The organism is Candidatus Phytoplasma melaleucae, assembly GCF_030588185.1.
Taxonomy (GTDB): Bacteria; Bacillota_I; Bacilli_A; order Acholeplasmatales; family Acholeplasmataceae; genus Phytoplasma; species Phytoplasma melaleucae.
In genome coordinates this window covers 1-14,598 of sequence record NZ_JAOSID010000006.1, presented here as the reverse complement: position 1 = coordinate 14,598, position 14,598 = coordinate 1, and the positions used below count along the sequence as shown (strand labels likewise).

At 29.8% G+C, this 14,598-nt stretch carries 10 protein-coding genes; all 10 read left to right on the top strand.

Annotated features, from left to right (window positions below; all coding sequences use genetic code 11):
- The first annotated feature begins 14 nt into the window (after window positions 1-14).
- Window positions 15-3,743, top strand: a complete 3,729-nt coding sequence (gene rpoB, locus OC680_RS01650) for a DNA-directed RNA polymerase subunit beta (RefSeq protein ID WP_304515383.1) — start codon at window positions 15-17, stop codon at window positions 3,741-3,743.
- 3 nt (window positions 3,744-3,746) lie between these two features.
- On the top strand, window positions 3,747-7,868 hold the full coding sequence (gene rpoC / locus OC680_RS01645) for a DNA-directed RNA polymerase subunit beta' (protein ID WP_304515382.1): 4,122 nt from the start codon (window positions 3,747-3,749) through the stop codon (window positions 7,866-7,868).
- A 179-nt stretch (window positions 7,869-8,047) separates the two neighbouring features.
- A complete protein-coding gene (rpsL, locus tag OC680_RS01640) occupies window positions 8,048-8,458 on the top strand; it encodes a 30S ribosomal protein S12 (RefSeq protein ID WP_304515381.1) in 411 nt (136 codons plus the stop codon).
- A gap of 59 nt (window positions 8,459-8,517) precedes the next feature.
- Window positions 8,518-8,988: a 30S ribosomal protein S7 gene (gene rpsG / locus OC680_RS01635; protein ID WP_304515380.1), complete on the top strand. Its 471-nt coding sequence runs from the start codon at window positions 8,518-8,520 to the stop codon at window positions 8,986-8,988.
- A gap of 31 nt (window positions 8,989-9,019) precedes the next feature.
- Window positions 9,020-11,098: an elongation factor G gene (gene fusA / locus OC680_RS01630; RefSeq protein ID WP_304515379.1), complete on the top strand. Its 2,079-nt coding sequence runs from the start codon at window positions 9,020-9,022 to the stop codon at window positions 11,096-11,098.
- An 89-nt stretch (window positions 11,099-11,187) separates the two neighbouring features.
- Window positions 11,188-12,372, top strand: a complete 1,185-nt coding sequence (gene tuf, locus OC680_RS01625; RefSeq protein WP_304515378.1) for an elongation factor Tu — start codon at window positions 11,188-11,190, stop codon at window positions 12,370-12,372.
- Between the two features lie 291 nt (window positions 12,373-12,663).
- Window positions 12,664-13,218 (top strand): translation initiation factor IF-3, encoded by a 555-nt coding sequence (gene infC / locus OC680_RS01620; RefSeq protein ID WP_320411968.1) that lies wholly within the window; start codon window positions 12,664-12,666, stop codon window positions 13,216-13,218.
- Between the two features lie 66 nt (window positions 13,219-13,284).
- Window positions 13,285-13,473 (top strand): 50S ribosomal protein L35, encoded by a 189-nt coding sequence (gene rpmI / locus OC680_RS01615; RefSeq protein WP_304515377.1) that lies wholly within the window; start codon window positions 13,285-13,287, stop codon window positions 13,471-13,473.
- 48 nt (window positions 13,474-13,521) lie between these two features.
- Entirely contained in the window at window positions 13,522-14,154 is a 633-nt protein-coding gene (rplT, locus tag OC680_RS01610; protein WP_304515376.1) for a 50S ribosomal protein L20, read from the top strand.
- Window positions 14,155-14,187: 33 nt separating this feature from the next.
- Window positions 14,188-14,598: hypothetical protein (locus OC680_RS01605; protein WP_304515375.1), on the top strand; the 411-nt coding region annotated here is incomplete at its 3' end.

The window sequence follows — 14,598 nt, the reverse complement described above, 5'->3', positions numbered from 1 at the left end:
GGAGCTTCAAAAAAATGAAAAAATATTTTAATACTAAGTATGGGACAAAAGTAGAACGTCGTAATTATTCTAAAATAAATTATGATTTAGATTTGCCTAATTTAATAGATATTCAAACGAAATCTTTTGATTTGTTTTTACATACAGAGATTAAGTCTTCTTTAGAAAATATTTTTCCCGTTGAAAGTTATAATGGAGATTTAAAATTACATTTTAATGATTTTTGTTTAGAAAAACCTAAATTTGATGTTCAAGAATCTAAAAAAAGAGGATTTACTTATGGGTCTGAATTATTTTTAAAAGTGACATTAGAAAATATTCTCACAAAACAAACTAAGACAGCTCGTATTTTAATGACTGATTTACCTTTAATGACTTCATCTGGCACTTTTGTGATTAACGGAACAGAAAGGGTTGTTGTTTCACAAATAGTACGTTCTGCAGGTGCTTATTTTACTTCTAAGTTTGATAATAAAGCTAATAAACATCGTTTTGTGGCTCAAATTATTCCTACTCGAGGAGCTTGGATAGAGTTTGAGCAAAGCAACAAAGAACTTTTGTATACTAAATTAGATCGTTCTAAAAAAATCCCCTTGACTAAGTTTATTCATGCTTTAGGTTTTAATACACAAAAAGAAATTGAGATGGTGTTTGGCAATAATACTCTTCTTAATTTAAGTTTCCATAAGGATAATGATTCTAATTCTAGCGATGCTATTGTGGAACTTTATTCTAAACTACACCAAGGTGAAAAAGTTCCTACTAATGCTGCTCGAGAATTTATTCGAACAAGATTATTTGATCGTGAAAAATATGATTTATCTTTTGTAGGAAGATACAAGTTGAATAAAAAGTTAGATGTTTTAAACCGAGTTGAAAATACTTTTTTAGCTCAAGATTTAAAAAATTGTGTCACAGGTGAAATTTTATTGTCTGAAGGAACTTTTTTGACTAGAAACATTATTGAACAATTAAAGAATAAGCGCGAGCATTTTCGAGTAGAGTTGGTTAATTCAGAATTTCATTTAGAAAATAAAACAAATGATGTTTTACTAACATATAAAAAAAGCGAATCAGATGATAATCTGTATATTAAGGATCATATTTTTAATTTACAAACAGGAGAAATCTTAGTAGAAGCAGATACAGTATTAAATGATGACGTTATAGATTTTCTAAATCAAAATAGATCTAATATCGAAGATAAAATAGCGAAATATTTTTCTAATAAAAAAAATGCTTATAAATGTACATCAGATCAAAAAAAAGTTTTAAATGAATTTTTAGAAGTTTATATATTGGACGATAAAAATAATAAAAAAATTGTTAAAATTATTGGTAATAATCAAGAAGAAAAAACAAAAAATATTGTTTTATCAGATATTATAGCTAGTATAAGTTATTATTTAAATCTTCATGATAATATTGGATTTATAGATGATATTGATTATTTAGGTAATAGAAGATTGCGCTTAATTGGCGAGTTACTAAAAAATCAATTACGTGTAGGTTTAAACAAAACTAAAAAAAGTATTAAAGATAGAATGTCTATTAGTAAATTTGATAGTGTTACCCCCGGAGGATTATTTAATTTTTCTTCGCTTTCTATGGCCATTAAAACTTTTTTTTGTAGTTCGCGATTATCTCATTTTATGGATCAAATTAACCCTTTGGCTATTATAACTCAGAAGAGAAGAATTTCTGCTCTGGGTACAGGCGGAATTGATCGTGATCGCGCCGGAGTAGAACTTAGAGATGTAAATGATTCTTACTATGGAAGACTATGTCCTATTGAAACTCCGGAAGGGCCTTCCATTGGTTTAATTTGTTCTTTAGCTACTTATGCTCAAGTAGATAAGTATGGATTTATTAAAACCCCTTTTTTTAAAATTATTCATAAAAATGGCATAACTGTGGTTTCTAATGACTATGAATATTTAACTTCTATCCAAGAAGAAGAAAAGATTATTGCTTCGGCTTCAACTTTATTAGATGAAAATAATGTTTTTCAACATAAAAAAGTTATTGCTAGAAAGAACGGAGAAATAGGACTTTATGATGCTTGTCAGGTAGATTATATAGATGTTTCGCCGAAACAAATAGTTTCTGTTGCTACTGCTTCTATTCCTTTTTTGGAGCATAATGATGCTTCTAGAGCTTTAATGGGTGCTAATATGCAACGTCAAGCTTTACCGCTTTTGGTTTCTGAATCTCCTATTGTAGCTACTGGTATCGAACATCGCATAGTGAAAGATTCTGGATGCGTAATAGCAGCAAACGAAAGTGGGCGTGTAATTTATGTTGATGCTATAAAAATAATTATTCAAGAAAATAACGGCAATGAAGTTACCTATAAATTAACTACCTTTACCAAATCTAATCAGGACACTTTAATTTTACAAAAACCTATTGTTAATCAAGGGGAATATGTTGCTAAAGGTGATATTATCGCTGATGGACCTTCTACTGATAAAGGCGAATTAGCTTTAGGAAAAAATGTAACGGTGGCTTTTATGACCTGGGATGGTTATAATTATGAAGATGCTGTTATTATATCGGAAAGATTAGTTCAAGAAGATATCTACACATCTGTTCATATTAATAAATACGAAATACAGGTAAGAGAGTTAAAAAAAGGGGCAGGTAAAGAAGAAATCACTCGTGAAATTCCAAATGTAAGTGCTGAATCGATTAAAAATTTAGATTCTAGGGGTATTATTATACCTGGTTCAGAAGTTAATGAAGGAGATTATTTGGTAGGCAAAATTGTTATAATTCCTCAAGGATCAGTGGAAAATACTCCTTACGAAAAATTAATTCAAACTATTATCGGCGAAAAGGCTCGTGATTATAAAGATGCTTCTTTGAGAATGCCTTTTGGTGAAAGTGGTATTGTTCAAAGTGTACAGTATTTTTCTGTTCAAAATGGTGATGTTATATCCACTCCAGGAGTTAATGAAATTGTGAAAGTTTACATTGTCAAGAAGAGAAAAATTAAAGAAGGAGATAAAATAGCAGGTCGTCATGGCAATAAAGGAGTTATTTCTTGTATCGCTGCTAAAGCAGACATGCCTTATATGTCTGATGGCACTCCTATAGATGTTATTTTAAACCCTTTAGGTGTTCCAAGTAGAATGAACATTGGACAAATTTTAGAGATGCATTTAGGAATTGCTGCTAAAAAATTGGGCATTAAAGTCACAACTCCAGTTTTAGATGGGGTTAATAATGAAGATTTGCAAGATATCATGAAAGAAGCTAATTTATCTCCAGACGGCAAAGTTACTCTATATGACGGAAAAACTGGCGAGCCTTACGATAACCCCGTATCTGTAGGTGTGTTATATATGCTTAAATTATCTCATATGGTAGAAGATAAAATACATGCTAGGAATGTAGGATCTTATACGTTGATTTTACAACAACCAGGCAGTGGGAGAAATTTTTTAGGTGGACAAAGAATGGGCGAAATGGAAGTATGGAGTCTATTATCTTATGGTGCTGCTAACACTCTACAAGAAATTTTAACTGTTAAGAGCGATGATATTATAGGTCGTAATAAAACGTATAATGCTATCGTAAATGGTCTTCCGCTTCCTAAACCTTCCATTCCTGAAAGCTTTAGAGTTTTTACAAAAGAATTGCAAGCTTTAGGGTTACATGTAGAGTTAATTAAATCAGATACTAAAGAAAATCAAGTTAACCGCTCTTTAGTTAATAATAACAAGGAGAAAAATTATTAAGCAATGGTATTAAATATAAAAATCGAAGATCTTTCTCTTTCTAGCGAAATTATAAAAAACCTTAAATTAATAGGTATCAATATTTTATTAGATTTTAATAATTACACTTTAAATGATTTAAAATCTTTGTTAACGAAAGAAACTTTTGCAGAAGTTTTATCGCTTATTTTGCAAAAACATTTTTTGCCTCAACCTTTAAATAATTTAAATCTAAACAGAGATACTATTAATATTTTATTTAACAACAATATTACAGATTGTCAATCTCTTATGCAAATGGACAAAGCTTTACTATTGCAATTATTCCAAGATAAACCTGTAAATTTGACAGAAATTAAAAATCTTTTTATTTTGTATCATATTAATTGGGATGAGAAAAAATTACAGGAATTTACTCATGAAACAGAGCAGAGAATAACTACGCAAATGAATTTGTCAGATGAAGAATGTAAAATAAAAAGTTCGTTTACCAAAGAATATGGTAATCGTGAATATGATTATTTTAAAATTCGCTTATCTTCTCCGCATGAGATAAGACAAAGATCTTATGGAGAAGTTATTAATTATGAAACTATTAATTATCGCACTGCTAAACCAGAAATAGGAGGACTTTTTTGTCCTATAATTTTTGGGCCTGTTCAAGATTTACAATGTATTTGTTCCAAAAAACAAACATTAAAAAAAGGACAGATATGTTCTAAGTGTGGTGTTGAAATTACAGAACAAATTGTGAGACGAGAAAGAATGGGTCATATTAATTTAGCTGCACCTGTAGTACATACTTGGTTTCTCAATAGTCTGCCAAGTAGATTAGCCATTTTGCTAGGAATTAAGGCTAAGGAATTATCTGAAATAGTTTATTATGTTTCTTATATTGTAATTAATTCTGGTAGTACTCATTTACTCAAAAACCAAATTATAACCGAGATTGAATATAGTCAATGTTTAGATCGTTATGGTGATTCTTTTGAAGCTTTAACTGGAGCTGAAGCTATTAAAACATTATTACAAAATTTAAACCTGAGAGAAACTGTTCAAGAGTTAAGAGAAAGTTTAAAATATTTATCTAAACAAAAAAGAGATGTAGTTGTTAAAAGATTAGAAATGATTGAAGCTTTAGAACAATCTGATAATAAACCAGAATGGATCGTTCTTGAAGCTATTAATGTTATTCCTCCTAATTTAAGACCCATAGTCCCCTTAGAACATGGTATTCGTTTCGCAGCCGCTGATGTGAATGATTTATATAGAAGAATTTTAAATCGTAATAATCGTCTAAAAAAACAAATTAAACAAAACGCCCCGAGATTAATTATTAAAAACGAGAAAAGAATGTTACAAGAGGCTGTTGATGCTTTATTTGATAATGCTAAGTCAAGTAAAAAAAATAATTCTAATATTGAAAGAAATAAACCATTAAAATCTTTATCTGAAATGTTAAGAGGGAAACAAGGTCGTTTTCGACAAAATCTTTTAGGGAAAAGAGTAGATTATTCAGGCCGCTCTGTTATCATTGTGGGACCAGATTTGAAACTTTATCAGTGTGGTATTCCAAGACAAATGGCCATAATTTTGTTTAAACCTTTTGTTTTAAATAAATTACAAGAAGCTAAAGGGATTGATAAAAAAAGTGCTAATGTCTTATATGAAAAAATGAATGAACATGTTTGGAATGTGTTAGAAGAGGTAGTTAAAGAACACCCTGTTTTATTAAATAGAGCCCCAACTTTACATCGTTTAGGAATACAAGCTTTTGAACCAAAATTAATTGATGGAAAAGCGATTAGGTTACATCCTTTAGTTACTTTAGCTTTTAATGCTGATTTTGATGGCGATCAAATGGCAGTTTATGTACCTCTTTCGTTAGAAGCTCAAGCTGAAGCTCGTTTATTAATGTTATCTTCAAATAATATTTTAGATCCTAAAAATGGAAGTCCTGTATTATCGCCGTCTCAAGATATGGTTTTAGGTAATTATTATTTAACTATTGAAGAAAATAAAAATCGTGTATTAAAAGGTTATAACGCAGATAAGAGAAATAAAGAACATCAATATAGACATCGTAATGAAGGAAAATTATTCAATGATTTACAAGAGGCTGAATTAGCTTTTTATAATAAAGAAATCGCTCTTCACACAAGAATTTTAGTAAAAACTTCTCATGTGAATTCTTATTTTACTCCAGAACAAAAAGAAAAATATTTAGTTACAACTTTAGGTAAATTAATTTTTAATAATATTTTGCCTTCTGACTTCCCTTATCTTCAAGAACCTACTTTACTTAATCTAGAGATTCAAACCCCTGATATTTATTTCATATCTAGAGGGGCCAATATAAATACATTTTTAAGTAATATTCCGCTTACAGAACCTTTTAAAAAACGTTTTCTTTCGATGATTATTGATCGTGTTTTTAAAAGAAGTAATATTACAGAAACTGCTAAAATGTTAGATGATATTAAAGATTTAGGTTTTAAATATTCAACTATGTCAGGAATTACTATCGCGCATTCCGATATTAATGTTCATTCAAAAAAACAAGAATTACTAGAACAAGTTGAGAATAAAATTATTGAGATCGAAAAATGGTATGATAATGGTTTTTTGACTATTTCCGAGAAAAAAAGTTTAGTTATTCAAGAATGGAAAAATGTGCGTGATAAAATCCAAGAAGGATTAATGAAGGAATTTGATAGAGATAATCATTTATTTATGATAAGTGATAGCGGCGCTCGTGGTAATGCTTCTAATTTTTCCCAATTATCTGGCATGAGAGGATTAATGCATAGTCCTACCAATAATCAACTTGAAATTCCTGTGAAATCTTCTTTTAAGGAAGGGTTAACAGTTCATGAATTTTTTATTTCTACTCATGGAGCTCGGAAAGTTTCTACTGATACTGCTTTAAAAACTGCTGAATCAGGTTATTTAACTCGTAGATTGGTGGATGTTGCTCAAGATGTTATTGTTATGAAAAATGATTGTCAAAGTGATAAAGGTATTGATATTTCAGCTATATACAAAGATGGTAAAGAAATTATTTCTTTAAAACAACGTCTTTTTGGTCGTTTTGCAGCTCAAGATGTTGTTGAATCTAATACAGGGGAAATAATAGTAAGACAAAATGAGCTTATTAATAGGGAAATAGCAGAAAAGATTATTGAAGCTAATTTTTCCAGTATTAAAGTACGAAGTGTCTTAACTTGTAATTGCGGGTATGGTATTTGTACTAAATGTTATGGACTGAATTTAGCAACTAATAAAGATGTTGAAATAGGCGAATCAGTTGGTGTAATTGCAGCTCAATCTATCGGAGAACCTGGTACTCAATTAACTATGAGAACTTTTCACACTGGAGGAGTTCTTTCTGTTTCAGATATTACTCAAGGTCTGCCTCGTATTCAAGAATTATTTGAAGCTAGAAAACCTAAAGGTAAATCTATTATAAGTGAATGTAATGGGATTGTGAAAGATATCAAAAATATTAATTCATATTTATTCGAAATTATTATTATCCCTGATTTACAATCAGAAAAAGAATATAATTACCAAGTGGATTCTAACGTGGATATTCTAGTGCATCAGAATATGCATGTAGAAGCAGGTCAAAGATTAACTTCTGGTTCTATTGATTTAAAAGAGTTATTAAGAATAACTAGCACCGAAAAAACACAACAATATATATTAGAAGAAGTACAACAAGTTTATCAAGCTCAAAGTGTGTTTATTAGTGATAAACATATTGAAATTATTATTCGTCAAATGTTTAAACAAATTCTTGTTATTTTTGAAGGTGATAGCCATTTTTTACCCGGAATAGAAGTTCCTGCAACTGAATTTAAAAAAGTTAATATGAAAATGATACAACAGAATAAGAGATTAGCAGTCGGGCGCCCAGTATTATTAGGTATTACTAGATCTTCATTAAAAAGTGATTCTTTGCTTTCTGCTGCTTCTTTTCAAGAAACAACTAAAATTTTAATTGATGCCACTATTAAGGGACAAAAAGATAGGTTATTAGGACTTAAAGAAAACGTTATTTTAGGCGGCTTGATTCCAGCAGGAACAGGTATTTTAAAACATTCTTTTTTTGAATATCCTATTAATAAAGACAAGAATAAATAATTTTGAATTGTTAATAAATGTTGTTATCTTGGGTTTCCGAAGGATTGATATAATTTTGGATGTTTAGAATAAATTTCTTAATATTGACTTTTGTTTTAAAAAAAGATAAAATTTAAGCTGTCTTATGTTATCTAAATTGTTTTGATTTTACAAAAATTTCAAAGAAGGATTCTATTTTAATGCCTACTATTTCTCAATTAATCAAAAAAAAAAGAGTTAAAAAAAATATTAAAACAAAATCTCCTGCTTTAAACAGTATTTTTAATTCTTTGAAACATAGATTTAAAAAATCTAATTCGCCTCAAAAATCAGGTGTTTGTATGAAAGTTTATACTACTACTCCGAAAAAACCTAATTCAGCTTTAAGAAAAGTTGCCAGAGTACGTTTAAGTAATCGCGCGGAAGTAACAGCTTATATTCCTGGAATAGGTCATAACTTACAAGAACATAGCGTTGTTTTGGTACGCGGAGGAAGAGTCAAAGATTTACCTGGAGTTCGTTATCAGATCATTAGAGGTTCTTTAGATACTGCAGGTGTTTCGAACAGAAAACAGGCTCGTTCAAGATATGGTGCTAAAAAAATGAAATAAAAAGGTAAAAAAATTTAGAATGATAGTTTTGCATTATAAAGAAGTTAAGGTGTAGTTTTATGTCTCGTAAGAAAAAGTGTCAAATTAGAGATGTCTCTTTAGATCCCGTTTATAATTCTAAACTTGTTACAAAAACAATTAATACTATTATGAGAGATGGGAAGAAGAGTATTGCTCGAACAATTTTATATAGCGCATTAGAACAAGTAAAATCCATTACTAAACAAGATCCGATTGATGTCTTTAATAAGGCTTTAAACAATGTTATGCCTATTTTAGAAGTACGTGTACGTACTATAGGGAGCCAGAAATATCAGGTACCTTCAGAAGTTAACGCTGAGAGACGTCAGTCTTTAGGATTAAAGTGGTTAATACAATATGCTCAAAAACGTAATGAAAAAAGTATGAAAGAAAAACTAGCTAAAGAAATTATTGAAGCTGCTTCTGGAACAGGAACTGCGGTGAAAAAAAGAGAAGATACACATCGCATGGCTGAAGCTAATAGAACTTTTGCTCATTATCGTTGGTAAAATAAATTCATGAAATTAAGGATAAAAAATAATGGGACGCGAATTTGCATTAGAAAAAATACGTAATATTGGTATTATGGCTCATATTGACGCTGGAAAAACAACTACCACTGAGAGAATGTTATTTTACACTGGAAAGATTCATAAAACAGGGGAAACTCATGACGGTGCTTCTCAAATGGATTGGATGGAACAAGAACAAGAAAGAGGCATAACAATAACATCAGCTGCTACTACAATTTTTTGGCAAAATCATAAAATACATATTATTGATACTCCTGGCCATATTGATTTTTCATCGGAAGTGAACCGCGCTTTAAGAGTTTTAGATGGGGCTGTTGCTATTATAGATGCACAGGCAGGGGTGGAACCACAAACTGAAAATGTTTGGCGTCAAGCTACTGAATATAAAGTTCCTAGAATTGTTTTTGTTAATAAAATGGATAAAATAGGAGCAGATTTTGGTTATGCTATTCAAACCTTACGCCAAAGATTAGGTGTTGCAGCTTGTGCTATTCAATGGCCTATTGGTAGTGAAAATAATTTTAGAGGTATTATAGATTTAATAGAAATGGTAGCTTGGAAATATGATGATTCTTCTCTAGAAAATACTACAAAAATAGATATACCTAAAGATCTGCAAGATTTAGTTTTAGCTAAAAGACAAGAACTTGTAGAAAAGTTATCTTTGTTAGACGATGAGTTAATGAATTTACTTTTAGAATCAGGAGAAAGCGCTGTATCTGCTGATATATTAAAAAAAATTTTAAGAAGAGCAACTTTAAAAGCTAATTTCTTTCCTGTTTTATGTGGTTCTGCTTTTAAAAATAAAGGAGTTTTAAAACTCCTAGACGCTGTTATTGATTATTTACCTTCCCCGTCGGATGTTGAGGCTGTAGTGGGGTATGATGTCAATGGCAATGTTATGATACGTGAAATTTCTGATAATGAACCTTTTACTGCTTTAGCTTTTAAAATTATGATGGATTCTTTTATAGGACGTCTAACTTTCATAAGAGTTTATTGCGGTCATCTAAAAACAGGATCTTATGTTTTTAATAATACAAAAAATGTTAAGGAACGTGTATCACGTTTAGTACGTATGCATGCTAATAGCAAAGAAGAAATTCAAGAAGCATATGCCGGAGATATTGTGGCTGTTATAGGGTTAAAGAACACTATTACTGGCCATACTTTAACAAATGCAAATGATTTTATTGTTTTAGAATCGATGAATTTTCCTGAACCGGTTATTAAAATGGCAATAGAGCCTAAGACTAAACAAGATCAAGATAAGATAATTTTTGCTTTAGGTAAATTAGCAGAGGAGGATCCTACTTTTAAAATTCAAATAGATAAAGAATCAGGTCAAACTATTATTGCTGGTATGGGCGAATTACATCTTGAAATTATTGTTGATCGTTTGAGAAGAGAATTTAATATACAAGTGAATGTGTCTAAACCACAGGTAGCTTACAGAGAAACTTTAGTGGAAAAAGTTGAAGCAGAAGGCGCTTATATACATCAAAGCGGTGGACATGGTCAATTTGGTCGTGTTAAGATTCTTTTTGAACCTAATCCAAATAAAGGATTCGAATTTATAGATAAAATTGTAGGGGGCACTATTCCGAACGTTTATATTCCAGCAATTAAAAAAGGTTTAGAACAGGCTTTAGCTGCTGGTGTGATTGCCGGTTACCCTTTTATAGATATAAAAGCTACATTATTTGGTGGTGAGTATCATGAAGTAGATTCATCAGAAATGGCTTTTAAATCAGCTGCTAGTAAGGCTCTAAATCAGATTAAAGATAGTGGCGTTGTTGTAATTTTAGAACCTATTATGAATGTAGAAGTAATAACACCAATTGATTATATCGGTAATGTAATTGGAGATTTGACTTCTCGTAGAGGCAGACTAGAAACACAAGAAAATCGCGAAAATGCGGTGGTTATTAGAGCTTTAGTACCTTTATCAGAAATGTTTGGTTATGCTACTAGTTTACGTTCTAATACCCAAGGTAGAGCTAATTTTACCATGCAATTTGCAAGATATGAAAAAATACCTAATCATATTGCAGACAATATTATTCAAAAACGAGTTGTGAAATAAAATACATTATGATGATTATAATAATGTTTACAAAAAATATTTATAATATTCAATGAAAAGTTAATAAAAAAAAGGAGATTTTAACAAAAATGGCTATAAAATTTACAAGAAATAAATCGCATATGAATATAGGTACGATCGGCCATGTGGATCATGGGAAGACTACTCTAACTTCAGCAATTACTCATTATTTAGCGCAAAAAGGGTTAGCAGAACAAAAAGCTTATGGAGAAATCGATAAGACAGCCGAAGAAAAAAAACGTGGTATCACTATTTCTTCTTCGCATGTGGAATATGAAACAGTTAAAAGACATTATGCTCATGTTGATTGTCCAGGTCATCGTGATTATGTTAAAAATATGATTACGGGCGCAGCCCAGATGGACGCAGCTATTTTAGTGATCTCTGCTGCAGATGGTATTATGCCTCAAACTTCAGAGCATCTTTTGTTAGCTAAACAAGTAGGTATTTCTCATTTAGTCGTTTTTTTTAATAAATGTGATATGGTAGATATGGATTACTTACCTCTTTTAGCAGACGAAGTGAAAGACGAGTTGGACAAATATGGTTTTGATTCGAAAACAACTGCGATGATTTATGGTTCTGCTTTGAAAGCATTAGAACAAGACCAAGATTATCTTAATAAAATACAAGAATTATTAGATAGTCTAGATAATATACCGGATCCTGTTCGTGATAATGAAAAACCTTTTTTGATGCCTATTCAAGAAGTGAATATGATCGGAGGTAGAGGTACAGTAGTTACTGGTCGTATTGAAAGAGGGACAGTAAAAAAAGGAGATGAAGTTTCTATTATAGGATTTAAACCAGATGCGAAAATGTCTGTAGTTGTTGAAATACAAATGTTTCATAAGGAACTAGAAATAGCACAAGCTGGAGATAATGTAGGTATTTTGTTAAGAGGTATATCACATACTGAAGTAGAACGTGGACAAGTTATAGCAAAACCTAATTCTTTAAAAGTTTATTCTAAATTTGAAGCTACGATTTATGTTCGTTCAGCTGAAGAAAATGGCAGATCAACTCCTTTTACTAGCAATAGATATAAACCACAATTTTTTTTAATGACACTAGATGTAACTGGAACTATTATAGTCTTAAAAGAAGAAAATGCAATTGTAATGCCTGGTGACCAAGTAGATGTTCGTATTGAATTAATACGTCCTATTCCGTTGGAAGTAGGGAATAAGTTTTCTTTTCGCGAAAGTAATATTACTGTCGGATCTGGCATTGTGACCAAAATTATTGAGTAATGAATTTAATTAAATTCTTGAAAAAAAGACTTTATAGTCTTTTTTTTATTTATTTTAAATTTCTTTTACTTACTGATGTGTTTATTGTAAAATGTGAGAAAAATTAATTGACAAATGCCTTTTTTATTGTATAATTATTGTTAGTTTATGTTTGAAGAAAAATTTTAGGGTAAAAGTTTATCAATTTGTGAAGAGTATATTTGGTTCAAGTGGTTTTTGCTTATTTGAGTAAATTTTGAGTGCAATTAGTAATATCTAAATAAATATTTATGTTACAAAGGAGATAATTTAATTATCAAACAGAAGAAAAATAAAAAAGAAAATTTAAAAATCAATATTTTACACAATGATAGAATTCCTGAAGGTGATTATTTAGTAATTGACGAAGACGGAAGCAAATTAGGTATTTTAGGAAAGGCAGAAATATTTCAGTTAGCTAATGCAAAAGAAAAAGATTTTGTTTTAATTAATGCTAATGGGGTTCCTAAAGTAGTACGTTTAGTTAATTATTCTCAGTTTTATTATGAACAACAAAAAAAAATGAAAAAGCTTAAAAAAAAACAAAATACCATTGTTGTTAAAAACATTCGTGTTAGCCCGAATATTCATAATAATGATCTAAAAATCAAAATTAAAAAAGCTTATAATTGGCTAACAAAAGGCGATAAGGTGAAAATTACTATATTTTTTCCAGGTAGAATGATAGTTCATTCTTCTTTAGGGCAAAATATCTTGCAGCAGATAATATCTGAGTTAAAAAATGTATCTAAAATTGATATTTCACCGAAACTGGAAGGCAATCAAATGATTGCTCTTTTATCGTCACTTTTGACTAAAAAAACATAAAAATATATTTTTATAATGCGATAAAAAGCGACACATAAACAAAATATAAACAGCAAAGAAGGTAATATGAACAAGAAAAAGATCCATAAGGGTTTAAAAAAAAGAATTAAAATAACTAGTTCGGGGCTTTGGTTAAGAAGACATGCTTTTAAGAATCATTTGGCAGGTTCTAAAACTACCAAGCAGAACAGACAACTAAGAGGAATTGTTAAAGTAGATCCTTCGGATTTTAAACGTGTCAAACATCTTCTTTAAATTATAAAAATTTATAAAAAATGTTAGTCAAAAGAAAGAGGGGGCAAAATGGTTAAAACAAATTTTGTTGTTGCTAGACACCAGCGTCGTAAGAAAATATTAAAATTAGCTAAAGGATATGTTGGTTCCAAGAGTACTCTTTACAAAACAGCTCATGAACAAGTTATGCGCGCTTGGCAACATTCATATATAGGACGTAAAAGGAATAAAAGAGATTGGCGTCAACTATGGATTAGAAGAATTAACGCTGGTTGTTTTAATTATAATATTAAATATTCGCGTTTTATACATGGTCTTTCTTTAGCAGGGATAGTAGTTAACCGTAAAATTTTATCAGATATGGCTTTTAAAGAACCAGAAATGTTTCAAAGTTACGTAGAATTAGCTAAACAAAATTTATTACCCGAAAAAAATTTAGTTAAACAAGAAGAACCGAAATTGCAAAGCGCATTACAGCGAGAAAAATTAGATAATATAGCAGCATTTCAACCGATAGGTGAAAAAACTTATGAACATGTAACACTTAAAAACACACCAAACGAAGAAAATAATTTAATTTTAGCAAAGATGCTTTTGGTTGATTTAAAAGAACTAGCGAAAAAACACCAAATAGAAAACATTTCTAAGTTAAGAAAAGCAGAATTAGTTCGTTTACTTGAAGAAAAATTAGCTAATAAGTGATTTATATTTAAGTAAAAAAAGAGGTTTTGAAATATGAGTAATCAAAAAGTGATGATAAAAAAGAAAATTTTGGGAGATTTCTTTGCATCCATTCTTTTTTTGTTAGGTTCTTTATCTTGTTTATGGCCAGATTTCTTTCAATTTAGAGAAATTAAAATAAGTAATATTTTACTAGGTTGTTTATTATTGTTGATAACTTATTATTTTGTTTTCCCTGATTTTAAAAAGAATTCGGGGTTTGCGAAATGTTTATTTTTTATTGAAAGTATTCTTTTTCTTTTTATTTCTTGTGGTTTATTTTTGTTTTTATTTATTACAAATGAGTTTCTCAAAAAAATATTAAATCTAAGCAATATTATTTGTTATATTTGTTGCATTCATAGTTTAATCGAAATGTACGTTTTTGCAATAACAAACACTAAAAAATCTATTTTAAAATTTAAT

Bases quoted from the DNA above. Each gene is read 5' to 3' on its own strand.
- rplT (WP_304515376.1), top strand. From the start codon at position 13,522: ATGGTTAAAACAAATTTTGTTGTTGCTAGACACCAGCGTCGTAAGAAA.
- rpoC (WP_304515382.1), top strand. From the start codon at position 3,747: ATGGTATTAAATATAAAAATCGAAGATCTTTCTCTTTCTAGCGAAATT.
- fusA (WP_304515379.1), top strand. From the start codon at position 9,020: ATGGGACGCGAATTTGCATTAGAAAAAATACGTAATATTGGTATTATG.
- tuf (WP_304515378.1), top strand. From the start codon at position 11,188: ATGGCTATAAAATTTACAAGAAATAAATCGCATATGAATATAGGTACG.
- rpoB (WP_304515383.1), top strand. From the start codon at position 15: ATGAAAAAATATTTTAATACTAAGTATGGGACAAAAGTAGAACGTCGT.
- rpsG (WP_304515380.1), top strand. From the start codon at position 8,518: ATGTCTCGTAAGAAAAAGTGTCAAATTAGAGATGTCTCTTTAGATCCC.
- rpsL (WP_304515381.1), top strand. From the start codon at position 8,048: ATGCCTACTATTTCTCAATTAATCAAAAAAAAAAGAGTTAAAAAAAAT.
- rpmI (WP_304515377.1), top strand. From the start codon at position 13,285: ATGAACAAGAAAAAGATCCATAAGGGTTTAAAAAAAAGAATTAAAATA.